This is a genomic window from Microbacterium oleivorans, assembly GCF_001691565.1.
In the GTDB taxonomy this organism is placed as follows: Bacteria; Actinomycetota; Actinomycetes; order Actinomycetales; family Microbacteriaceae; genus Microbacterium; species Microbacterium oleivorans_B.
The window spans coordinates 88,922-109,437 of record NZ_MAYO01000002.1 but is presented as its reverse complement, the minus strand read 5'-3'; the positions used below and the strand labels follow the sequence as shown (position 1 = coordinate 109,437).

Sequence of the window (20,516 nt, the reverse complement as noted above, 5' to 3'; positions counted from 1 at the left end):
GACCAGCAAGGACGCTGACATGAGCCACCGCGACGGCATGACCAAGACCTCCTCCGGGTTCTTCGTCTCGCAAGAAGCCCCCATCCGCACCGACGACCCGGTGCGGACGCCGACCTCCCCCGCCCCCGACATCCTGCGCTGCGCGTACATGGACCTCGTGGTCACCGACCTCGCGGCATCCCGCCAGTTCTACGTCGACATCCTGGGGCTCCACGTCACCGAGGAGGACGACGACGTGATCTACCTCCGTTCGACGGAGGAGTTCATCCACCACAACCTCGTGCTGCGGACTGGGCCCGTCGCCGCCGTCGCCGCGTTCTCGTACCGCGTCCGCACGCCCGAGGACCTCGACCGGGCGGTCGCCTTCTACAGCGAGATCGGATGCCGCGTCGAGCGCCGCCCCGAGGGGTTCACGAAGGGCATCGGCGACTCGGTGCGCGTCGAGGACCCCCTCGGGTTCCCGTACGAGTTCTTCCACCAGAGCGAGCACGTCGAGCGGCTGTCGTGGCGCTACGACCTGCAGATCCCGGGCGAGCTCGTCCGCCTCGACCACTTCAACCAGGTGACGCCCGACGTGCCGCGCGCCGTCCGTCACTACCAGGACCTGGGGTTCCGGGTGACCGAGGACATCCAGGACGAGGACGGCACGGTGTACGCGGCGTGGATGCGGCGGAAGCCCACCGTGCACGACACCGCCGCGACGGGCGGCGACGGGCCTCGCATGCACCACGTCGCCTTCGCCACGCACGAGAAGCACAACATCCTCGCGATCTGCGACAAGCTCGGCGCGCTGCGACGCTCCGACGCGATCGAGCGGGGACCGGGCCGGCACGGCGTCTCGAACGCCTTCTACCTGTACCTGCGCGACCCCGACGGCCACCGGGTGGAGATCTACACGCAGGACTACTACACCGGTGACCCCGACAACCCGGTCATCACGTGGGACGTGCACGACAACCAGCGCCGGGACTTCTGGGGCAACCCGGTCGTGCCGTCCTGGTACACCGAGGCCTCGCTCGTGCTCGACCTCGACGGCAACCCGCAGCCGGTCCGCACCCGTGAGCACCGGAGCGAGATGGCCGTGACGATCGGCGCCGACGGCTTCTCGTACACGCGCGAGGGTGACGACGAGGCGATGCCGTCGTGGAAGCAGGGCGAGTACAAGCTGGGGAACCAGCTCTGATGCTCTCCGCCGAGGACGTCTCGCGCATCGCGGACGAGCTCGCCGAGGCCGACCGCACGCACGGCGTCATCCCGAGGATCACGGCGCGCTACCCGCAGGCGACAGTCGAGGACTCGTACGCGATCCAGGGCGTATGGCGCGATCGCATGATTGCCTCGGGACGATGCCTGGTCGGCCGGAAGATCGGCCTCACGTCGAAGGCGATGCAGCAGGCGACCGGGATCACGGAGCCCGACTACGGCGTCATGTTCGACGACACCGTCTACCGTTCGGGCGACGGCATCCCCGTCGATCACTTCTCGAACGTCCGGATCGAGGTCGAGCTCGCGTTCGTCCTCGCGCGACCCCTCGAAGGCCCCGACTGCACGCTCGACGACGCCCTCGCCGCGATCGACTACGCCGTGCCCGCGCTCGAGGTGCTGAACTCGCACATAGAACTCGAGGGGCGAACGATCGTCGACACGATCAGCGACAACGCCGCGTACGGGGCGATGGTCCTCGGCACCGAGCACCGCCGCCCCGATGAGATCGACCTGCGCTGGGTGCCGGGCGTGCTGTCGCGGAACGGCGAGATCGAGGAGACCGGCGTCGCTCAGGGCGTCCTCGGACACCCTGCGACGGGCGTCGCCTGGCTCGCGAACAAGATCCACCAGCACGGTGCGCGACTCGAGGCGGGCGAGATCATCCTCGCGGGCTCGTTCACGCGCCCGATGTGGGTGTCGCGGGGCGACGAGGTGCGCTGCGACTATGGGCCGATGGGAGTCATCGAATGCCGTTTCATCTGAACCCGACGTTCCGCGAGGCGCTGACGGATGCCGACCGTCCCCTCACGGGCATGTGGGTGTGCTCCGGGTCGCCGCTCGTCGCCGAGATCTGCGCGGGCTCGGGGCTCGACTGGCTGCTCATCGACATGGAGCACTCCCCGAACGGACTCGAGTCGGTGCTCGCGCAGCTGCAGGCGGTCGCGGCCGCCCCCGTGACGGCGGTGGTGCGCGTGCCGATCGGCGACGTCGTGGCCATCAAGCAGGTGCTCGACCTCGGCGCGCAGAACATCCTCGTCCCGATGGTCGACACGGCCGAGCAGGCGGCGGAGCTCGTCGCCGCGGTGCGGTATCCCCCGCACGGCCGGCGCGGCGTAGGGTCCGCGCTCGCGCGCTCCGCCCGCTGGAACCGCGTCGAGGACTACCTCGCCGACGCCGACCGGCACGTGTCGCTGTTCGTCCAGGTCGAGACGGCCGAGGGCGTCCGGAACGCCGCCGAGATCGCCGCGGTCGACGGCGTGGACGGGGTCTTCGTCGGGCCGAGCGACCTGGCGGCATCGATGGGGCTACTCGGCGCTCAGACGCATCCGGACGTCGTCGCCGCCGTCCTCGATGCGTTCAGCGCCGTTTGTGCAGCGGGAAAGCCCGTAGGCGTCAACGCATTCGACCCGGATGCCGCGCAGCGCTACCTCGACGAGGGCGCGTCGTTCGTTCTGGTCGGCGCCGACGTCACCCTGCTCGCGCGGGGGTCCGAGGCGCTCGCGACCCGGTGGGGTCGCGCCGGCGGCTGAACGTCCGCGCGTTCGTCAGCGGGCGGCATCCCACCACTGCAGGACGCGCAGCGCGAGGAACGTGAGCCACCGCGACGGTTGACCCTCGGGAGCATCGATGTCGAACCAGCGTCGCCCTTCGAGCGTCCGGCCCAGGTGCCAGGTGCCGTCGGGATGCCGCGCCGCGAGCACCATCTCGATGGCATCCGCCAATCGCGGGTCGGGAGCGGAACCCTCGTGCAGCGACGCCTCGCGGAAGTGGTCGAGCGCCGCGAGCGCGCTGTAGCGGTGCCGGTTGGGATACACGAAATCCGTGACGAAGGCGCCGACGAGCTCGCCCGTCGATAACCGGAACGCCAGTCGCCGCTCGAGGAGGTACTCCTCGCCGCGGTTCCTGCTGGCCCGCAGCGACGTGTCGCCGGTGAACTGCTCGTGGGCGAGCATTCCTCGGACGGCATTCAGTGTCGAGTGGAACGAGCCGCGCACAGAGTCGCCCTCCTCCGCCTCGCAGTTCCACCCGCCGTCGGCGAGCTGGTGCTCGGGGAACCATGCGGCGAGCGCGGAGACGTCCGCCCCGAGCCAGGCACCCGTCCCGAGCGTGAACGCGTTGATGCAGACGTCGACCTCCCCACCCCAGTACGGCAGGTCGTCGTATTCCCACCGACTGTTGCGGTCGAGCTTCGCCGCGGTGTCCCCGAGGACGGATGCCGGGACTCCCCACTCGCGCAGATCCTTGAGCGTCCAGGTGGTGGCCGTCCACGGCTGCCCGGGCATCTCGGACTCCGGACTGCCGAAGAACCCCGCGGGGAAGTACGCCCCGCCCTCCCACTGCCCGTCCTCCCCCTGTTGCGCGAGGAGCGCCGCCCCGTTCCCCTCGGTGGCCACACGTGCTCGGGTGGCTTCCCACCGGGAGGGCGGCACTCCGAGCAGATCTCGCTCCACCTGCCACCGAAGCGACGGGTCCGAGTCCAGCAGCCAGTCGAGGATCTCCTGCGTGCGCGTCATGTCCGCATCCTCCCGCCGGCCGCCGACATGCGCCAGGGCGGTGACGCAGAGCTCAGGTGCGCTGCGCGAGCATCTCGCCGTAGCCGTCCTCGAAGGTCGGGTACGCGAGGTCTTCGAGCACCTCGCCGAGGCGCGTTCCGTCGAGGACGGTCCCGCGTCGCTCGGCGGGCTCGCCGCGCGGCGGCACCGGGACGCCGAGGCGGTCGGCGAGGAATGTGACCACCTCCCCGAGCGTCGCGGGACGCCGGTCGACGGCGTGCAGCACGGCGGGCACCTCCTCCGCGCGCAGCATGGTCAGGATCGTGCGGACGACGTCCGTCTCGTGGATGCGATTGGTCCGGCGATCGTGGTCGACGGGCGCCCCCGCCAGCACCTGCCGGATGAGCCGGTCGCGGCCCGGGCCGTAGATCCCCGCCGGCCGCAGGATGGTCGCCCCCAGCAGTTCGGCGGCGCGCTCCTCCCCGTCGACGAGCTGCTGCGCGCGCGCGCTGCGGGGCCGCGGCTCATCGTCCTCGTCGAGCGGACGCTCGTCGCCGTACCCCTCGAACACCCGCGTCGACGACACCCACACCGTCCGACTCGGCGTCGCCGGCAGCGCCTCGGCGATGCGACCCACCGCAGAGGCGAGGAAGTCCTGCTCCTCCCCCGGCGGCAGCGTCACGACCACCGCGTCGACCGCGGGTAGCGCATCCTCGAGCGGCCGAGACAGATCCGCGGCGATGTGCCGCCAGCCCTCCGACTCGGTTGCCGCCGAGCGCCGGAGCGTCACGACCTCGCCGCCCGCGCGGTGCAGCTCGTCCGCCACGCGCGATCCGATGCGTCCGGAACCGACCAGGAGCGTGCGCGCGGGGATCATGCCCCCATCCTCTCAACCGCTCGGGATGACGGGCGTGTAACAAAGCGACCCGGCGGGACCCGCGGCATCCGTCTGCGCGCGAGAATGATCTCCGGCTCTCCGCGAAACGCGCGGTGCCCACCCGACCCCCTCATCCGAGCACCCTCGGCACCCCGGAGGCCCTCATGTCCCGTCGTCCCGCCCTGCGCACCGCGCTCGTCGCCTCCGCCGCAACTCTCGCGCTCCTCCTCGGCGGCTGCGCCTCGAACGCGGCACCGGGCTCCGACTCGTCTGCGGGCGCGACGCCGTCGGCCGACGACTACGTCACCCCCGGGAAGTTCACGATCGCCACCGGCGAGACCGCCTACGAGCCCTACGTGTACGACGACGAGCCGGAGTCGGGCAAGGGCTTCGAGTCCGCCGTCGCCTACGCCGTCGCCGAGGAGCTCGGCTTCGCGAAAGACGACGTCGAATGGGTCCGCACGAGCTTCGAGGCCGCGATCGCACCCGGCCCGAAGAGCTTCGACGTCAACATCCAGCAGTACACGATCACCGACGACCGCAAGAAGGGCGTCGACTTCTCGTCGCCCTACTATTCCGCGAGCCAGTCGATCATCGCTCTCAAGGGCGGCAAGGCCGAAGGCGTGAAGGATCTCGCCGGTCTCCAGGACATCACCATCGGCGCCATGGCGAACTCCACGAGCGCCCTCACGCTCGACGCTCTCGACCTCGACCTCACCCCGAAGCTCTACAACTCGAACGAGGACGCCACCGCGGCCCTCAGCGCCGGACAGGTGGATGCCGTCGTCCTCGACACCCCGACCGCCTACGTCGCGGTCACCGATTACATCACCGACTCCTTCATCGTCGGCGAACTCCCGAAGGTGGGCGTCGAGGACCAGTGGGGCCTGCTCCTCGCCAAGGACTCGCGGTTGACCCCCGCGGTCAGCGCCGCCGTCGACGCCCTCCGCAAGGACGGCACTCTCGCGAAACTCGAGAAGGAATGGCTCTCGGGACTCACCGAGGGCGTGACGAAGCTCCAGTGACGAAGCACCAGTGACGAAGCGCCCGTGAGGACGCGCTAGCGTCGATCCGTGAGTACCCGCATCCCGAGCGCGCTCGAGCTCGACCGTCGCGCCTATCGGCGTGGGCGCGAGCGACGGTCCGCGCTGATCGCGATCCTCTCGACGGCCGCCTTCGCGGTGATCGTCTGGGCGACCGTCATCAACACGGAGGGCTGGGCGAAGGTCCAGCAGGCGTTCTTCGACCCCGGCGTCGCCGTGGAGGCGCTGCCGAAGGTGTGGGAGGGCTTCCTCCTCAACCTGACGGTGCTCGGCATCTCGATCTTCACGGTCGGCGGCGTCGCCCTGGTCCTCGCCCTGCTGCGCACCCTCCGCGGCCCGGTCTTCTTCCCGGTCCGGATGCTGGTGGCCGGGTACACCGACCTCTTCCGCGGGCTGCCGTTCATCATCGTCTTGTATCTCGTCGGGTTCGGACTGCCGACGATCGTCGGCGAGCGGATCGACGAGCTTTTCCTCGGCGTCCTGGCCGTGACCCTCACCTACTCGGCCTATGTCGCCGAGGTGATCCGCGCCGGCATCGACTCGGTGCACCCGTCCCAGCGCCTCGCCGCCCGCGCGCTCGGCCTGAACCACGTGCAGACGCTCCGCCGCGTCGTCCTGCCGCAAGCCCTCCGCAAGATGACGCCGGCGCTCATGAACGACGTCGTCTCGATGCAGAAGGATGTCGGGCTCATCTCGATCATCGCGAGCCTCGACGCGCTCGCGCGAGCGAAGGGCGTCGTGGCGACGACGTACAACTTCACGCCGTACGTCGTGGCCGGCATCCTCTTCATCCTGCTCGCGATCCCCACCATCCGTCTGACGGACTGGTACACGGCGCGGCTTCGCGAGCGCGAGCAGTCAGGATCGGTGCTGTGAGCGACATCTTGCGGGCCACCGGCATCCACAAGTCATTCGGAGACCGCGAGGTCCTGAAGGGCGTCGACGTGGCGCTCGGCGCGCACGAGGTCGTCGCGCTCATCGGTGCGAGCGGGTCTGGCAAGTCGACGCTGCTGCGGTGCCTCGGGCTTCTCGAACCCATCGACGACGGGCAGATCTTCCTCGGGGACGAGGACATCTCCGACCCGCGCGTCGACGGCAACCGCGTGCGAGCACGCCTGGGTGCGGTGTTCCAGAGCTTCAACCTGTTCCCCCACCTCTCGGTCATCGACAACGTCACGCTCGCCTCTCGCGTGGTGCACCGGATGCCGCGCCGCGACGCCGAAGCACGCGCGATCGATTTGCTGGCCCGAGTAGGACTCGCCGACAAGGCGAAGGATCACCCCGACCGGTTGTCGGGCGGTCAGCAGCAGCGCGTCGCGATCGCCCGCGCGATCGCGACCGACCCCGAGGTCCTGCTGCTCGACGAGATCACTTCGGCGCTCGACCCGGAGCTCGTCGGCGAGGTCCTCGAGCTCGTCCGCGACCTGGCATCGGAGGGCGCGACGATCCTCATGGCGACGCACGAGATGGCCTTCGCGCGCGACGTCGCCGACCGCGTCGTGTTCCTCGACGCCGGCACCATCGTCGAGCAGGGTCCGTCCGCGTCGGTGCTTCGTCATCCGCAGGAGCCCCGGACCCGGGCGTTCCTCGCGCGCGTCACCGCCTGACGCGCGCGGCGCCCGGGGCGTCGACGGATGCAAGGGATGCCGGGCGACACCCGGCATCCCTCGGCATCTCACCGGCGTGTCACGACCGATCTGTTGCATCCGCGAACGGTCGCGGTCGCTGTAGGCCTCAGACCCGCAGGCCCGCAGCGCGCTCGGCGACCTCGACCACGTTGGTCATGAGCAGGGCGACGGTCATCGGTCCGACGCCGCCGGGGTTGGGCGACACCCAACCGGCGACGCCTGAGACGTCCGGGTGCACGTCGCCGTAGACGCGGCTCTTGCCGGTCTCGGGGTCGTCCTCCCGGGTCACGCCGACGTCGAGCACCGCAGCGCCCGGCTTCACGTGCTCGGCGGTCACGATGTGCTTGACACCCGCCGCGGCGACGATGACGTCGGCCTCGCGCAGGTGCGCGCCGAGGTCGGTCGTGCCGGTGTGGGTGAGCGTGACGGTCGCGTTGTACTCGCGGCGAGTGAGCAGCAGGCCGATCGAGCGGCCGATGGTGACGCCGCGGCCGACGACGACGACGTGCTTGCCCGCCAGGTCGTAGCCGTTGCGCACCAGCAGCTCGATGACCCCGCGCGGCGTGCAGGGCAGCGGCGAGGTGATCGGGGTGTTGACGTTCAGCACCAGGCGACCGAGGTTCGTCGGGTGGAGGCCGTCGGCATCCTTCTCGGGATCGATCCGTTCGAGGATGCGGTCGGTGTCGAGGTGCTTCGGCAGCGGCAGCTGCACGATGTACCCGTGGCACGTCGGGTCGGCGTTGAGCTCGTCGATCAGCGCTTCGACCTGCTCCTGCGTCGCGTCGGCCGGGAGCTCGCGCTGGATCGAGTTCATCCCGATGGCCTCGGACTGCCGGTGCTTCATGCCGACGTAGAGCTGGGATGCCGGGTCTGCCCCCACGAGGACGGTGGCGATCCCGGGCGTCACGCCGTGCTCCTTCAGCACGGCGACGCGCTCGGCGAGCTCGGTCTTGATCGCGGCCGAGGCCGCCTTGCCGTCGAGGACCGCCGCGGTCATGATGCCTCCTGTCGTCGCCCCTCGCCCGCGAGACTGCGCGGGGAGCTCGAGACTGCGGTCAAGAACCGCTGTCTCGAGGCGTGCGTGCAGTCTCGCGGTCGGAGGAGGGGCCGGATGCCGGCGGTCACTGGTGCAGGCCGGGGTAGAGCGGGAACGCGTCGGCGAGCTTCGCGACGCGCGCGCGGAGCGCCTCGTGGTCGGCGCCCGGCAGCAGCGCGAGCGCGATGACGTCGGCGACCTCGGTGAACTCGGCGTCGCCGAAACCGCGGGTCGCGAGCGCCGGGGTGCCGATGCGCAGGCCCGAGGTGACCATCGGCGGGCGCGGGTCGTTCGGGACGGCGTTGCGGTTGACCGTGATCCGGATGTCGTGCAGCAGGTCTTCGGCCTGCTTGCCGTCGATCGCCGCATCGCGGAGGTCCACGAGCACGAGGTGCACGTCGGTGCCGCCCGAGCGGACCGCGACGCCGGCTGCCTTGACGTCGTCCTGGGTGAGGCGGTCGGCGAGGATCGCCGCTCCGCGGACCGTGCGCTCCTGGCGTTCCTTGAACTCCGGAGTCATCGCGAGCTTGAACGCGGTCGCCTTCGCCGCGATCACGTGCATGAGCGGGCCGCCCTGCTGGCCCGGGAAGACCGCGGTGTTGATCTTCTTGGCGATGTCGGCGTCGTTGGTGAGGATGAGGCCCGAGCGGGGGCCGCCGATCGTCTTGTGCACGGTGGTCGAGACGACGTGCGCGTGCGGGATGGGAGAGGGGTGCAGCCCCGCGGCGACGAGACCGGCGAAGTGCGCCATGTCGACCCAGAGGAGCGCGCCGACCTCGTCGGCGATGGCGCGGAAGGCGGCGAAGTCGAGCTGTCGGGGATAGGCGGACCAGCCGGCGATGATGACCTTCGGCTTGTGCTCGATCGCGAGACGGCGGACCTCGTCCATGTCGACGAGCGAGGTCTCGGCGTCGACGCCGTACGCGACGATGTCGTACAGACGGCCCGAGAAGTTGATCTTCATGCCGTGCGTGAGGTGACCGCCGTGATCGAGCGAGAGGCCGAGCAGCGTGTCGCCGGGACGGGCGATCGCGTGCAGGACCGCGGCGTTGGCCGACGCACCCGAGTGGGGCTGGACGTTGGCGAACCCGGCGCCGAACAGCGCCTTCGCGCGCTCGATCGCGAGCTCCTCGGCGACGTCGACGACCTCGCAGCCGCCGTAGTAGCGGCGGCCGGGGTAGCCCTCGGCGTACTTGTTGGTGAGGACGGAGCCCTGCGACTGCAGCACCGACACGGGAACGAAGTTCTCAGAGGCGATCATCTCGAGGAACCCGCGCTGACGGTCGAGCTCCCGCTCGAGCACATCGGCGATCTCGGGATCGACCTCGGAGAGGGGGGCGTTGAACAGCGAATCGGTCATGACGATCTCCTGACGACGGCTTTCGGGATGAGGAATCTCGCATCGGCCCAGGCGCGCGGTCGAATGCCGTGTCAATCGCTCCCCGGTGGTAGCCCACCTCAACGCCAGTCGCGACACTGCGAGCATAACGGATGGGGCCGCTGATAGGCTGGCCCGATCGGTTTTGTTAGGACACCTTACAGAACGGCGGTGGCTCCGGTGCCCCTCCCCCTCGTGCCCTTCCCCGCGGACGTCGACGTCCGGAACGGGCCCGCGTTCGATCTGTCCGGGGCCGGCCTGACGGGTGAAGCGGATGCCGCGACCGCCCTCCGCTCGCTCATCACCGCGCGCACGGGTCTCGACCTGCCGGACGGCGACGGCATCGTGCTCGCCGTGCAGGACGGCGGCCCCGCGGAGTCGTACGTCCTCGAAGCGGCGGCCACCGGCATCCGGCTCACGGGAGCGGATGCCGCGGGCCTGCACTACGGCGTGCAGACGCTCGGGCAGCTCGTCCGTCGTGACGGCGAGCGCTGGGTGGTGCCGGCCGTCCGCATCGCGGACGCCCCGCGGTTCGCCTATCGCGGTGTCATGCTCGACGTCGCGCGCCACTTCCACGGAGTCGACACGGTGCGGGAGTACATCGACCGGGCGGCATCGCTGAAGTTCAACGTCCTGCACCTGCACCTCTCGGACGACCAGGGCTGGCGACTCGAGCTGCGGTCGCGTCCCGAGCTCACCGAGAGGGCGTCGGCGACCGCCGTCGACGGGGCTGCGGGCGGCTTCTACACGCAGGACGACTACCGCGCGGTCGCGGAGTACGCGGCATCCCGTCACATGACCGTCGTGCCGGAGTTCGACATGCCGGGCCACACGCACGCCGTGTCGCTCGCCTACCCCGAGATCGCCGAGACTCCGGTGACGGACGTGATCACCGAGGGCGCGATCCCGATCGAGGGCGAGCCGTACACCGGCACCGCGGTCGGCTTCTCGTCGCTCCGTGTGCACGACGAGGCGACGTACGCCTTCGTGCGCGACGTCTTCGGGGAACTCGCCGAGCTCACCCCGGGCCCCTGGCTGCACTTCGGCGGAGACGAGTCCCACGGGACGACGCCCGAGGACTTCGCGCACTTCGTCAGGCGCGCGAGCGCCGTCATCGCCGAGCTCGGAAAAACGCCGATCGCCTGGCACGAGGCCGGCGCCGTCGTGGGCCTCGCTCCCGGCACGATCGGCCAGTACTGGGGCTTCGCGGCGCCGACGGATGCCGCGCCCCGGCACGCCCGCGCCTTCGCCGAGCGCGGCGGTCGGGTCATCCTCTCGCCCGCCGACGCGATCTACCTGGACATGAAGCCGACCGAGGACGCACCGCTCGGACTCACCTGGGCGAACGGTGCGACGAGCCTCGAGCGCGCGTACTCGTGGGAGCCGACCGCCGTCGTCGACGGTCTCCCCGAGGACGCGATCCTCGGCGTCGAGGCGCCCCTGTGGACGGAGACCGTCGCGAGCCTGGCCGACATCGACGCGCTCGCCTTCCCCCGCATCGCCGCCGCGTCCGAGATCGCCTGGTCTTCGGCCACCGGTCCCGAACGGACGTGGGACTCGTTCCGCGCGCGGGTCGGCGGGCTCGGGCCGCTCTGGACCTCGCTCGGGATCCGCTTCCCCGCGCTCGCGGAGGTCCCGTGGACGACGTGACCCGCATCATCCACTCCGCCCGGTTGATCGACGCCGGCGCAGAGACCCCCGACGCCTGGATCCGCGTCGAAGCCGGTCGGGTCGCGGCATCGGGCACCGGCGACGCGTGGCGCGCGCTCGGCGCGGATGAGGCCGTCGATGCCCGCGACGTCGCCGGGGAGGGGGCGCTCCTCACCCCAGGCTTCGTCGACCTGCACGGGCACGGCGGCGGTGGACGGGCGCACGAGGAGGGTGCAGAGGCGATCCAGGTGGCTCGCGCGATGCACCTCGCGCACGGGACGACGCGGGCCGTCATCTCGCTCGTCGCGGGCTCGCCCGACGACCTCGCGGCGCGCCTGGGTGCGATCGCCGACCTCGCCGAGACGGATGCCTCGGTCCTCGGCGCGCACCTGGAGGGTCCCTTCCTCGATCCGGGGCACCACGGCGCCCACGATCCCGCCCTGCTCATCGCGCCCACGCCCGAGGCCGTCGCCGCGCTCATCGAGGCGGCGCGCGGATCGCTCGTGCAGGTGACACTCGCGCCCGAACTGCCCGGCGGGCAAGCGGCTATCGCGCAGTTCACGGCGGCCGGCGTCGTCGTCGCGGTCGGCCACACCGATGCCGATGCCGAGGCCACGCGCCGTGCATTCGACGCGGGAGCCACCCTGCTCACGCACGCCTTCAACGCGATGCCGGGACTCCACCACCGCGCCCCGGGACCGGTCGGCGCCGCGACCGGCGACCCGCGGGCGACCCTGGAGGTCATCGCCGACGGCGTGCACCTGCACCCCGATGTCATCCGGATGCTGTTCGCCGCCGCCCCCGGCCGCGTCGCGCTCGTGACCGATGCGATGGCCGCCGCCGGCGCCGCGGACGGGACCTACCTGCTCGGGTCGCTCGAGGTGACGGTCGAGGCCGGCGTCGCTCGCCTGCCCGACGGCACGATCGCCGGGTCCACCCTGACGCAGGATGCCGCGCTTCGCACCGCCGTCGCCGCGGGCGTCACGCTGCCCGACGCCGTCACGGCACTCACCCGCACCCCGGCTCGAGCGATCGGCCGGCGCGACCTCGGCTCGCTCGCCGTCGGCGCCGTCGCCGACGCGGTGCTGCTGAGCGCCGACCTGCACGTGCGGCGGGTCTTCACCGGCACGGTCTGAGCCGCGGCTCCCTCCGACCGCCGGTCAGACGCCGCGTTCGGTATTCAGTCCCGATCAGTGCGGCTGCTGAGCTGATGCCCGGGGATCCGCCCCCGCACGCCCAGCGGACTCGCGTCCAGACTGAATACCGACCAGCGCATCGATCAGAGTCCCGGCACGACACCGACGGGCGAGCCCGCCAGCAGCGCGGCACCGACCGCGCCGACGGGTTCGCCCGCAGGCACCGCGACGATCCGGTCCGCCAGATCCAGCGAGGCGAGAAAGGCCGACCCGGATGCCGCGGCCCGCAGGGCCGTCCGCACCGGCACGAGCATCCGCTCCCCCAGGTGCGACACCCCGCCGCCGAGCACGACGAGATCGACGTCGGCAGTGAGGACGAGCACCTGCACCGCCCCGGCCACGCCGCGGACGAGATCCGCGCGCAACGATCCCGCGAACGGATCACCCGCATCCGCGCAGTCGAACACCTCGGCGACGGGGAGCGGAGACGGCTTCCCCCACCGCGCGGCGACGGCAGCGCCTCCGGCGAGCGCCTCGATGCAGCCCCGCTGCCCACAGGGGCAGGCCGGCCCGGCGGGGTCGACGCTGAGATGCCCGATCTCGCCGGCGGCGCCGCGCGCGCCGCGCCACGGCATCCCGTCTCGGACGATCCCTGCGGCGACGCCCGTCCCGAGATTCAGGTAAGCGAGCGAGTCGATGTCGGGCAGCACCGCGGCGGCTCCGACGGCGGCGGCGCGTACGTCGTTGTCCACGGTGGGCCTCACCCCGAGGCGCGCGGCGAGGGCGGCCGCCAGGTCGAGGTTGTCGATCCCGAGATTGAGGGCGTGGCGGACCACGCCGTCCCGCCCGATCTGGCCGGGCACGCCGACACCGAGGTCATCGACCCGTCGACCCCGCGCGAGCGCGTCGACGACCGCCACGATCCCGTCGACGACGGCATCGGCTCCGCGCCCGGTCGCGCGGCGGTCGGTCGCGACGACGCGACCGCCGTCATCCACCGCGACGGCGAGCGTTTTCGTGCCGCCGACGTCGATTCCGACGCGCATGTCAGCCCTTCACGGCGCCCGAGACGAGCCCGCCCGACATCCGCCCCTGCACGATGAGGAAGAAGACGACGACGGGGACCGAGATGAGGGTGGATGCCGCCATCACCGCACCCCAGTTGGTCGCTTCGGTCGCGGACTGGAACGACAGCAGCCACGGCGGCAGCGTCAGATTCTGGCCGCGGAGGAGGAGCAGCGCCATCGTGAACTCGTTCCACGATTGGATGAAGGCGAAGACACCCGTCGCGACGAGGCCGGGGGCGAGAAGGGGGAAGGTGACCTTCCAGAACGCCTGCGAGCGCGTGCAGCCGTCGATCATCGCCGCCTCCTCGAGGTCGACCGGGACTCCTGCGACGAAGCCGCGCAGGGTCCAGATCGTGAACGGGACGACGGCTGCGACGTAAACGACCCCGAGACCGACGAGCGTGTTCATGAGGCGCCAGTCGTCGATCATCCCGTAGATCGTGAACATCATCGCCTCGCCCGGGATCATCTGCACGATGAGCACCGAGACGATGAAGGAACGGCGCCCGCGGAAGCGGATGCGGGCGACCGCGATCGAGGCGAGGAACGCGACGAGCAGGGTGATGACCAGCACGCTCACGGTGACCAGCCCCGAGCTGATCAGGCCGTGCACGAAGTCGGTCTGCCCCGGCGCCGCGGGGCGGGTCCACGCGGTCTCGTAGTTGCGGAGGGTGAAGTCCAGGGGCAGGAAGCTCGGCGTGCGGCTGATGATCGACTGACCGCTCGTGAACGACATGTTCAGCATCCAGTAGACGGGGAACACCGAGAATGCGAAGACGATCAGGGCGGCGATGTTCCGCAGGACCCGTCCCGCCGGCGATCGGCGTCGCCGCCGCGCGGCGAGCGAGCCCGGCAGGGGCGTCCGGGCGTCGCCGACCGGACCGGCGACCTCCTCGACGCCGACGGTCGACAACTGCGCGGCCGGGGTGATCTGCGTGCTCACAGCTCCTCCTCCTTGAGGGTGGTGCGAACGTAGCCCCACGACAGAGCGAGGAGCAGGATGACCGTCAGCACGCCGATCGCGCTCGTGACACCGAACTCCCCCACCCCCTGCCGGAAGATGTAGGTGCCGAGGACGTTCGTCTCCGACGCGAGCCCCCCGCGCTGCTGCAGCGCGTACACCTGGGTGAAGATGCGCAGGTTCCAGATGACCTGCAGCACGACGACGACGGTGACGACGTTGCGCAGATACGGGTACACGACCAGCCGGAAGCGCTGGAGGCCGGTTGCGCCGTCGAGGGATGCGGCCTCGAGCACCTCGCCGGGCACCTGCCCGAGGGCGGCGTAGAGAGTGAAGGCCGCGAAGGGGACGCCCTGCCACACCACGATGATCGTGAGGACGACGAAGAACGACCAAGGGTCGAGCAGCCAGGAGTGGTTCGTGAAGTCCTGCGTACCGGTCACGGTGTTCAGCGCCCAGTTCACCAGACCGTACTGCGCGTCGAAGATCCACCCCCACACGGTCGTCGCAGCCAGCGGCGGCATCGCCCACGCGAGGAGCAGACCGATGGACACGAGGATCCGCCACCCCCGGGTGAGCCGTGTCATCAGCACCGCGACCAGCGCCCCGAGCCCGACGATGAGCACCGTCATGACGAGCATGAGGCCGAGACTGCGGACCAGCACTGCCGGGAAGTCCGACGCGGTGAACACCTCGACGTAGTTCTCGAAGCCGACGACGTCCGGGAGGGTTCCCTGCACCTTGTTGCGGATCGAGTAGTCGGTGAACGACTGCACGATCATGAGGACGGCGGGATAGCCGACCATGACCGCGAGGATCACGAGGGAGGGCCCGAGCAGCGTCAGCGCCGCGGCGCCGTCCTTGCGTCGTCGCGCGCGATCGCGAGTGGCCGTGGCGAGGGGATCGCGCGGCACCCTCGTCGGGGCGGGGCGCGTGAGGGTTCCGGACATCGTCGTCTCCGCGGGATGGGAGCGGTGCAGGGGACGCGTCGCCCCCTGCACCGCTCGGGTCAGGAGTTGAGGATCGCTTCGATCTGAGCGTCGAGGGCGGTCGCGATCTCGGTGACGTCGCCTCCCTGCGCGATCTTGACGAGAGCGTCCTTGATGATGCCCGCCGATTCGACTTCGACCCACTGAGGGCTGGCGGGGACCGCCTTGGAGGATGCCGCGGCCTTCGCCGCCTCGGCGGTGATCTGCCCCTCGGGCAGGTACTGCGCGAAGGAGGTGCGGGCCGGGATCAGCCCGTTCTCGGCGAGGATCTTCTGGTACCCCTCCGACAGGATGATCTCGAGCGCGGCCTGGGACATCTCCGATGCGTCGGTCTTCGCCGCGATCGCGATGCTGGATCCACCCGCGAAGACGGGCGCGACCTCGCCCTCGGTCATGCCGGGAAGCGCGTAGGCCGCCAGGTCCTTGCCCGCATCGTCGGGGCATCCGGGCGCCTCGGCGTCGGCGGGCGCGAGGATCGACCACTGCACCCAGCTCGGCGCCGAGAGGAAGCCGACCTCGCCCGCGCAGAACGGCACCTGGGGGTCGGTCTCGTCCGCGTCGGCGGGCGCGATCGTCGCGTTCTGATAGACGTCCTGCAGCATCTCGAGTCCCTTGATGCCGCCCTCGCTCGAGAACCCGCCGACCCATTGGTCACCCTCGAGCGTCGCGATCTCGCCGCCGTTGGCCCACACGTAGGGCAGGGCGTTGTACCAGTCCTTGCCGGGCGCGTAGATGCCGGACTTGCCGGAGCTCGTGTTGTCGATGCCGGCCTGGACGTACTCGCTCAGCGTCGCCGGGACCTCGCCCGAGTAGGTGGCGGGCGAGTAGAAGACGACGCGCGATCCGGCGTAATACGGCGCGGCGTAGAGCGCACCGTCGAGGGTCGCGCTGTCGATGAAAGCCGGCAGCATGTCGTCGCCGCCGAGATCCTCGCGGATGTCGGTGATGTCGGCGAACAGCCCCTGGTCGATGAACCCCGGCGCCTGGGTGTTGCCGACCTCGACCAGATCCGGGGCGTCGTTCGACGAGAGCGCGGCCACGTACCCTTCCGTCGTGTCGGCCCAGGTTTTCTCCTCGACCGTCAGCGTCCAGCCGTCGTTCTGGTCCTCGAACGTCTTCTTCAAATAGTCGCGCGCATCCTGCGGGGTGTCCGTGCCGACCAGCCACACGGTCAGGTCGCCGGTCGCGGCGCTCCCGCCGGTGGGGGTGCCGCCGCCGGCACAGCTGGACAGGACGAGGGCTGACGCGCCGAGGAGCGACAGTGCTCCGAGGGTCTTCTTCATAGCGATTCCTTCACTGTGTGGGATGCGGCGGCTCGGTCGAGCCGTCGCGGATACGGGGTGGTGCGTGGTGACGCGGGTGGTGCGGGTCAGGAGACTCCGAGACGGCCGGACAGGACCATGACGGCCGCACCGCGCAGGACGATGTCCTCGCTGTGGGTCGACATGCGCACCTGGAGCCCGTCGTGGAAGGTGGCGAGGGTGCGGGTGCGGACGGTGTCCGCTGCGGCCTCGGCGAGCGCTCCGCCGAGGAGGTCGGCGGGTCCGGAGAGGGCGATCTCCGACAGGTCGAGCGCTCCGACGATCGGGGCGAGGGCGATGCCGAGCCGCTCGCCGGCATCGCGGAGGACGCTGTCGGGGTCGTCGGTCGCGGCGAGTCGCTCGCTCAGGGCGGGAACCGCGAGCCACGCTTCGAGGCATCCGATCTTGCCGCAGGCGCAGGCAGGTCCGCCGTCGGTGCCGACGGTGACGTGGCCGATCTCGCCGGCGGCGAACCGGGCGCCGGCGAGGGGCTCTCCCCCGGTCAGGAGGCCCGCACCGACACCGCGACCGACGCGCACGAGGATGACGTCGTCGCCGGCACCTCCGAACGTGTGCTCGGCGAGGACGGCGGCGTTGGCGTCGTTGGCGACGAGCACGGGGAGCCCGACCTCTGCTTCGAGCGCACCGGCGAGGTCGAGATCCTCCCAGCCGAACCCGGGTGCGGCGACGACGACGCCCCGATCGTCGACGACACCGGGCGTTCCGACGCCGAGACCCAGGACCGGGGCGTGTGCGTCGGCGACGACGGTGCGCGCGAGGGCGAGGATCGCACCGAGGACGTCGGACTGGCCGGCGGGGACCGGGACGCTGTGCCGGGCGACGATCTCGCCGTCGAGGGTCAGAACCGCTCCGAGGAAGCTCTCGCTGCCGGACAGGTCCAGCCCGGCGATGCGGTGGCCGTCTCGGGCGATGTCCACGAGGATCGCTGGCTTGCCGGGACCGGATGCCTCGCGCACACCCTGCTCGACGACGTACCCGTCCTCCATCAGCGAGCCCACGAGATCGGAGATGGTGACCCGGGTGAGCCCGGTCTCGCGTGCGAGATCGGCGCGGCTCATGGCCCCCTCGGAGAAGAGCGACTGGAGCACGAGCGCACGGTTGTGCGCGCGGGCGTGCTCCGGGAGGATCTTGCCCGCCGCGCGTCGGGAACGGGTCACGGCGGTGGATCGGGTCGGCGTCGACATGTTTGTTAGTAAGCCTTACGAATAGCCTCATTGCAAGGGGTCCGACCATTTTGCAAGCAGTCTTAACAAACTCGTTACACTCCGGGCGTCGCCGCGCCCGCCGTAGAATCCAGGTATGTCCGAGCTCCCCCACGTCCGGCCCGAGCGACCCGCGGAGCCCGCACCCGCTGCCGCCGCATCCGTCGCCTCCGCACCCGGAGCCTCCGCGCCCCAGGCGTCTGCGCCCGAGCGACTGTCGGCCCTCGACCTCCTCAGCTTCCTGTGCACTCTGTTCGCGGTCGCGTCGCTCGCGATCTGGGGCTTCACGGCGTGGGAGTTCCCCTGGAACATCGTCTTCGGCATCGCCGCACCGCTGGCGACGCTGATCGTCTGGGGGCTGTTCGCCTCGCCGCGGGCCGTCGTCCGCGTGCACCCGTTCGTGCGCGGCCTCGTCGAACTGCTCATCTACCTGTCGGCGACGATCGCCTGGTGGAGCGCGGGTCAGGCGTGGATCGGCCTCGGCTTCGCCGTGGTCGCCGTCACGGTCGGGGTTCTCGCGGGGCGCCGCCGCCTGTCGTGACCGACGTCGCCGCCCTCCTTCGCGACGCGCTCGGCGCGCGCGTCGACACCTCGGAACCGGCCCTCGAGGCGGCCCGGGCGGACAAGTCCGGCCACCGCGCGGCGGGGCGGCCGCTCGCGGTCGTGCGCGCGGCATCCGTATCGGACGTCCAGGCGACGATGCGGATCGCCACCGCGACCGGCACGCCGGTCGTGACCCGCGGCGCGGGCACCGGCCTCGCCGGCGGCGCGAACACCGGCGCCGGGGAGATCGCCCTGTCGGTGCGCGACATGGGCCGAGTCCTGGAGGTTCGGCCCGATGACCTGCTGGCGGTGGTGGAACCCGGCATCCTCAACGCGGATCTGGGGCGCGCTCTCGCCCCGTACGGCCTGTGGTGGGCACCCGACCCCGCGAGCCGCGAGATATCGACCGTCGGGGGCAACATCGCGACCGGTGCGGGCGGGCTGCTGTGCGCGAAGTACGGGGTCGTCCGCGACGCGGTCCTCGCCCTCGATGTCGTCCTCGCCGACGGCCGCCTCATCTCCACCGGCCACCGCAGCGTGAAGGGCGTGACGGGGTACGACCTCACGGCACTCATGATCGGGTCGGAAGGAACACTCGGCGTCGTCGTCGGGGCGACCCTCAAGCTCCGCAGACTCGTCCCCGGCGAGACCCGCACACTGACGGCGCAGTTCCCCGACGTGCGCACGGCCGCCGCGGGGGCTGCGGCCGTGACCGCTTCCGGTGCGCAGCCCGCGATCATGGAGCTGATGGATGCCGTGAGTCTGGCTGCTGCGCACGCACTGCTGGGCCTCCCCTCCCCCACGCCCGGCGCGACCCAGCTGACGGTGCAGACCGACGGCGTGGCCGCCGCCGCGGAGCAGGCCGCGATCGCCGACGTCCTGTCAGCGGTCGGCGGCGCGGTCCGCCTCGCCGCCGACGACGACGAGGCCGCGCAGCTCTGGGCCGTCCGGCGCGCGATGCATCCGGCGATGGAGAGCCTCGGCACGGCTCTCATAGAGGACGTCTCGGTCCCGCGCAGCGCCCTCCCCGCGATGTTCGACGAGATCGCCCGCATCGAGACGGAGTTCGACCTGACGATCCCGACCGTCTGCCACGCGGGCGACGGCAACCTCCATCCCAACTTCATCTTCGACGGGGACGAGGTCCCGGAACGCGTGTGGCAGGCGGCGGATGCGCTGTTCCGCGCCGCCATCGCCCTCGGCGGCACTCTCACGGGAGAGCATGGCATCGGCGTCCTCAAGAGCCGCTGGCTCGCCGACGAGCTGGGTGAGGATCAGTGGTCGCTGCAGCGCGGGATCAAGTCGGTCTTCGATCCGGCCGGCATCCTCAACCCGGGCAAGGTGTTCGCGGGTCAGCCGTGACGCACGGCCGCGCGCGAGGGCGTCCGCGATGAGCGGTCCGCAGACGGTCGCGTCGTGACCGCGAGCACCATCGACACGATGCCGACGACGGCGGGGATCGTCGCCGGGAGGACGCCGACCGGGCCGCCGATTCCGGGCGCCACGACGGTGACGGCCGCGAACACGACGGCGAGCCCGAGCCCGAGGGTGATCGCTGCGAGCGGGATCCAGCTCCACGGGCGAGGGATGACGCCGATGCGCAGGATCGCGATCGCGCCGCCGATCGCGAGGACGTAGGAGACGATCGCTCCCAGCGCGGCCGTCGACTCGGCGCCGGCGGCGTACCCCGTCGGCCCCGCCCACCAGACCGCACGCACGAGGACGAACGCCCCCAGAGCGAGCAGCACGATCATCCCGGCTGGTCGGCGCGCGACGACGCTCTCCGACGGTCGCAGCCCGAACGCATAGACGATGCAGGCGGCGGCGGTGAGCACGCCGGCGCCCAGCTCATAGGGCACGGCCGCCGCGTTCCCCGAACCCGCCGCGAGCGCGGCGAGCACCCCGAGGACGCCCTGCCCGAGAAGCAGGAACCCACCCAGCAGCCACGACCACACCGTTGTGCGTTGCATGGGCACACGATATGCC

General features: G+C 71.1%; 20 protein-coding genes and 1 riboswitch. Of the genes, 10 read left to right on the top strand and 10 right to left on the bottom strand.

Annotated elements, in window-relative coordinates; translation table 11 throughout:
• Nucleotides 1-19: 19 nt before the first annotated feature.
• The 3 genes from hpaD to BBA86_RS00780 are packed head-to-tail and all read left to right on the top strand — an operon-like array spanning nucleotide 20 to nucleotide 2,735.
• A complete protein-coding gene (hpaD, locus tag BBA86_RS00790) occupies nucleotides 20-1,183 on the top strand; it encodes a 3,4-dihydroxyphenylacetate 2,3-dioxygenase (RefSeq protein ID WP_065569804.1) in 1,164 nt (387 codons plus the stop codon).
• Nucleotides 1,183-1,968, top strand: coding sequence for a 2-keto-4-pentenoate hydratase (locus BBA86_RS00785; protein WP_065569803.1), 786 nt, complete (start codon nucleotides 1,183-1,185; stop codon nucleotides 1,966-1,968). Before hpaD ends, BBA86_RS00785 begins: the two co-directional genes overlap by 1 nt.
• Nucleotides 1,953-2,735, top strand: coding sequence for an HpcH/HpaI aldolase family protein (locus tag BBA86_RS00780; RefSeq protein ID WP_065569802.1), 783 nt, complete (start codon nucleotides 1,953-1,955; stop codon nucleotides 2,733-2,735). Before BBA86_RS00785 ends, BBA86_RS00780 begins: the two co-directional genes overlap by 16 nt.
• 15 nt (nucleotides 2,736-2,750) lie before the next feature.
• On the opposite strand, the gene BBA86_RS00775 is transcribed toward BBA86_RS00780, so the two are convergent.
• Nucleotides 2,751-3,719, bottom strand: a complete 969-nt coding sequence (locus BBA86_RS00775; protein WP_065569801.1) for a squalene cyclase — start codon at nucleotides 3,717-3,719, stop codon at nucleotides 2,751-2,753.
• A gap of 52 nt (nucleotides 3,720-3,771) precedes the next feature.
• Nucleotides 3,772-4,575 carry an NAD(P)H-binding protein gene (locus tag BBA86_RS00770; RefSeq protein WP_065569800.1) on the bottom strand — a complete coding sequence of 268 codons (804 nt, stop codon included), beginning with the start codon at nucleotides 4,573-4,575 and terminating at the stop codon, nucleotides 3,772-3,774.
• A 164-nt stretch (nucleotides 4,576-4,739) separates the two neighbouring features.
• Here BBA86_RS00770 and BBA86_RS00765 point away from each other — a divergent pair, with 164 nt between their 5' ends.
• The 3 genes from BBA86_RS00765 to BBA86_RS00755 are packed head-to-tail and all read left to right on the top strand — an operon-like array spanning nucleotide 4,740 to nucleotide 7,225.
• A complete protein-coding gene (locus BBA86_RS00765) occupies nucleotides 4,740-5,600 on the top strand; it encodes an ABC transporter substrate-binding protein (RefSeq protein ID WP_065569799.1) in 861 nt (286 codons plus the stop codon).
• A gap of 48 nt (nucleotides 5,601-5,648) precedes the next feature.
• Nucleotides 5,649-6,494 (top strand): amino acid ABC transporter permease, encoded by an 846-nt coding sequence (locus BBA86_RS00760; RefSeq protein WP_065569798.1) that lies wholly within the window; start codon nucleotides 5,649-5,651, stop codon nucleotides 6,492-6,494.
• A complete protein-coding gene (locus BBA86_RS00755; protein WP_065569797.1) occupies nucleotides 6,491-7,225 on the top strand; it encodes an amino acid ABC transporter ATP-binding protein in 735 nt (244 codons plus the stop codon). Before BBA86_RS00760 ends, BBA86_RS00755 begins: the two co-directional genes overlap by 4 nt.
• A gap of 127 nt (nucleotides 7,226-7,352) precedes the next feature.
• On the opposite strand, the gene BBA86_RS00750 is transcribed toward BBA86_RS00755, so the two are convergent.
• The gene (locus BBA86_RS00750; protein ID WP_065569796.1) at nucleotides 7,353-8,243 is read right to left on the bottom strand and encodes a bifunctional methylenetetrahydrofolate dehydrogenase/methenyltetrahydrofolate cyclohydrolase; all 891 of its coding nucleotides are present in this window, start codon (nucleotides 8,241-8,243) and stop codon (nucleotides 7,353-7,355) included.
• Nucleotides 8,244-8,367: 124 nt separating this feature from the next.
• Nucleotides 8,368-9,642 (bottom strand): serine hydroxymethyltransferase, encoded by a 1,275-nt coding sequence (glyA, locus tag BBA86_RS00745; RefSeq protein ID WP_065569795.1) that lies wholly within the window; start codon nucleotides 9,640-9,642, stop codon nucleotides 8,368-8,370.
• Nucleotides 9,643-9,680: 38 nt separating this feature from the next.
• Nucleotides 9,681-9,764, bottom strand: a riboswitch (ZMP/ZTP riboswitch).
• 67 nt (nucleotides 9,765-9,831) lie between these two features.
• Here glyA and BBA86_RS00740 point away from each other — a divergent pair.
• Both BBA86_RS00740 and nagA read left to right on the top strand, forming a co-directional pair.
• A complete protein-coding gene (locus BBA86_RS00740) occupies nucleotides 9,832-11,310 on the top strand; it encodes a family 20 glycosylhydrolase (protein WP_065569794.1) in 1,479 nt (492 codons plus the stop codon).
• Nucleotides 11,298-12,446 (top strand): N-acetylglucosamine-6-phosphate deacetylase, encoded by a 1,149-nt coding sequence (gene nagA / locus BBA86_RS00735; protein WP_065569793.1) that lies wholly within the window; start codon nucleotides 11,298-11,300, stop codon nucleotides 12,444-12,446. The genes BBA86_RS00740 and nagA overlap by 13 nt, the downstream gene beginning before the upstream one ends.
• A gap of 143 nt (nucleotides 12,447-12,589) precedes the next feature.
• On the opposite strand, the gene BBA86_RS00730 is transcribed toward nagA, so the two are convergent.
• From BBA86_RS00730 to BBA86_RS00710, 5 genes are all read right to left on the bottom strand, one after another.
• Nucleotides 12,590-13,492 carry an ROK family protein gene (locus BBA86_RS00730; protein WP_065569792.1) on the bottom strand — a complete coding sequence of 301 codons (903 nt, stop codon included), beginning with the start codon at nucleotides 13,490-13,492 and terminating at the stop codon, nucleotides 12,590-12,592.
• 1 nt (nucleotide 13,493) lies between these two features.
• On the bottom strand, nucleotides 13,494-14,456 hold the full coding sequence (locus BBA86_RS00725; RefSeq protein WP_065569791.1) for a carbohydrate ABC transporter permease: 963 nt from the start codon (nucleotides 14,454-14,456) through the stop codon (nucleotides 13,494-13,496).
• Nucleotides 14,453-15,424, bottom strand: a complete 972-nt coding sequence (locus tag BBA86_RS00720; protein WP_083199428.1) for a carbohydrate ABC transporter permease — start codon at nucleotides 15,422-15,424, stop codon at nucleotides 14,453-14,455. The genes BBA86_RS00725 and BBA86_RS00720 overlap by 4 nt, the downstream gene beginning before the upstream one ends.
• Before the next feature lie 59 nt (nucleotides 15,425-15,483).
• Nucleotides 15,484-16,746, bottom strand: coding sequence for an extracellular solute-binding protein (locus tag BBA86_RS00715; protein ID WP_065569790.1), 1,263 nt, complete (start codon nucleotides 16,744-16,746; stop codon nucleotides 15,484-15,486).
• Between the two features lie 86 nt (nucleotides 16,747-16,832).
• A complete protein-coding gene (locus tag BBA86_RS00710) occupies nucleotides 16,833-17,969 on the bottom strand; it encodes an ROK family transcriptional regulator (RefSeq protein WP_065569789.1) in 1,137 nt (378 codons plus the stop codon).
• A 115-nt stretch (nucleotides 17,970-18,084) separates the two neighbouring features.
• Between BBA86_RS00710 and BBA86_RS00705 the strand changes: the two genes are divergently transcribed.
• Nucleotides 18,085-18,528, top strand: coding sequence for a YrdB family protein (locus BBA86_RS00705; RefSeq protein WP_065569788.1), 444 nt, complete (start codon nucleotides 18,085-18,087; stop codon nucleotides 18,526-18,528).
• A complete protein-coding gene (locus BBA86_RS00700; RefSeq protein WP_065569787.1) occupies nucleotides 18,525-19,892 on the top strand; it encodes an FAD-binding oxidoreductase in 1,368 nt (455 codons plus the stop codon). The genes BBA86_RS00705 and BBA86_RS00700 overlap by 4 nt, the downstream gene beginning before the upstream one ends.
• Here the strand turns inward: BBA86_RS00700 and BBA86_RS00695 are convergent.
• Entirely contained in the window at nucleotides 19,883-20,500 is a 618-nt protein-coding gene (locus BBA86_RS00695; protein WP_065569786.1) for a hypothetical protein, read from the bottom strand. The two genes, BBA86_RS00700 and BBA86_RS00695, sit on opposite strands and share 10 nt — an antisense overlap.
• Nucleotides 20,501-20,516 lie beyond the last annotated feature (16 nt).

Bases quoted from the DNA above. Each gene is read 5' to 3' on its own strand.
- BBA86_RS00775 (WP_065569801.1), bottom strand. From the start codon at position 3,719: ATGACGCGCACGCAGGAGATCCTCGACTGGCTGCTGGACTCGGACCCG.
- BBA86_RS00780 (WP_065569802.1), top strand. From the start codon at position 1,953: ATGCCGTTTCATCTGAACCCGACGTTCCGCGAGGCGCTGACGGATGCC.
- BBA86_RS00750 (WP_065569796.1), bottom strand. From the start codon at position 8,243: ATGACCGCGGCGGTCCTCGACGGCAAGGCGGCCTCGGCCGCGATCAAG.
- glyA (WP_065569795.1), bottom strand. From the start codon at position 9,642: ATGACCGATTCGCTGTTCAACGCCCCCCTCTCCGAGGTCGATCCCGAG.
- BBA86_RS00720 (WP_083199428.1), bottom strand. From the start codon at position 15,424: ATGTCCGGAACCCTCACGCGCCCCGCCCCGACGAGGGTGCCGCGCGAT.
- BBA86_RS00770 (WP_065569800.1), bottom strand. From the start codon at position 4,575: ATGATCCCCGCGCGCACGCTCCTGGTCGGTTCCGGACGCATCGGATCG.
- BBA86_RS00730 (WP_065569792.1), bottom strand. From the start codon at position 13,492: ATGCGCGTCGGAATCGACGTCGGCGGCACGAAAACGCTCGCCGTCGCG.
- BBA86_RS00705 (WP_065569788.1), top strand. From the start codon at position 18,085: ATGTCCGAGCTCCCCCACGTCCGGCCCGAGCGACCCGCGGAGCCCGCA.
- BBA86_RS00715 (WP_065569790.1), bottom strand. From the start codon at position 16,746: ATGAAGAAGACCCTCGGAGCACTGTCGCTCCTCGGCGCGTCAGCCCTC.
- BBA86_RS00785 (WP_065569803.1), top strand. From the start codon at position 1,183: ATGCTCTCCGCCGAGGACGTCTCGCGCATCGCGGACGAGCTCGCCGAG.
- BBA86_RS00695 (WP_065569786.1), bottom strand. From the start codon at position 20,500: ATGCAACGCACAACGGTGTGGTCGTGGCTGCTGGGTGGGTTCCTGCTT.
- BBA86_RS00710 (WP_065569789.1), bottom strand. From the start codon at position 17,969: ATGTCGACGCCGACCCGATCCACCGCCGTGACCCGTTCCCGACGCGCG.
- hpaD (WP_065569804.1), top strand. From the start codon at position 20: ATGAGCCACCGCGACGGCATGACCAAGACCTCCTCCGGGTTCTTCGTC.
- BBA86_RS00765 (WP_065569799.1), top strand. From the start codon at position 4,740: ATGTCCCGTCGTCCCGCCCTGCGCACCGCGCTCGTCGCCTCCGCCGCA.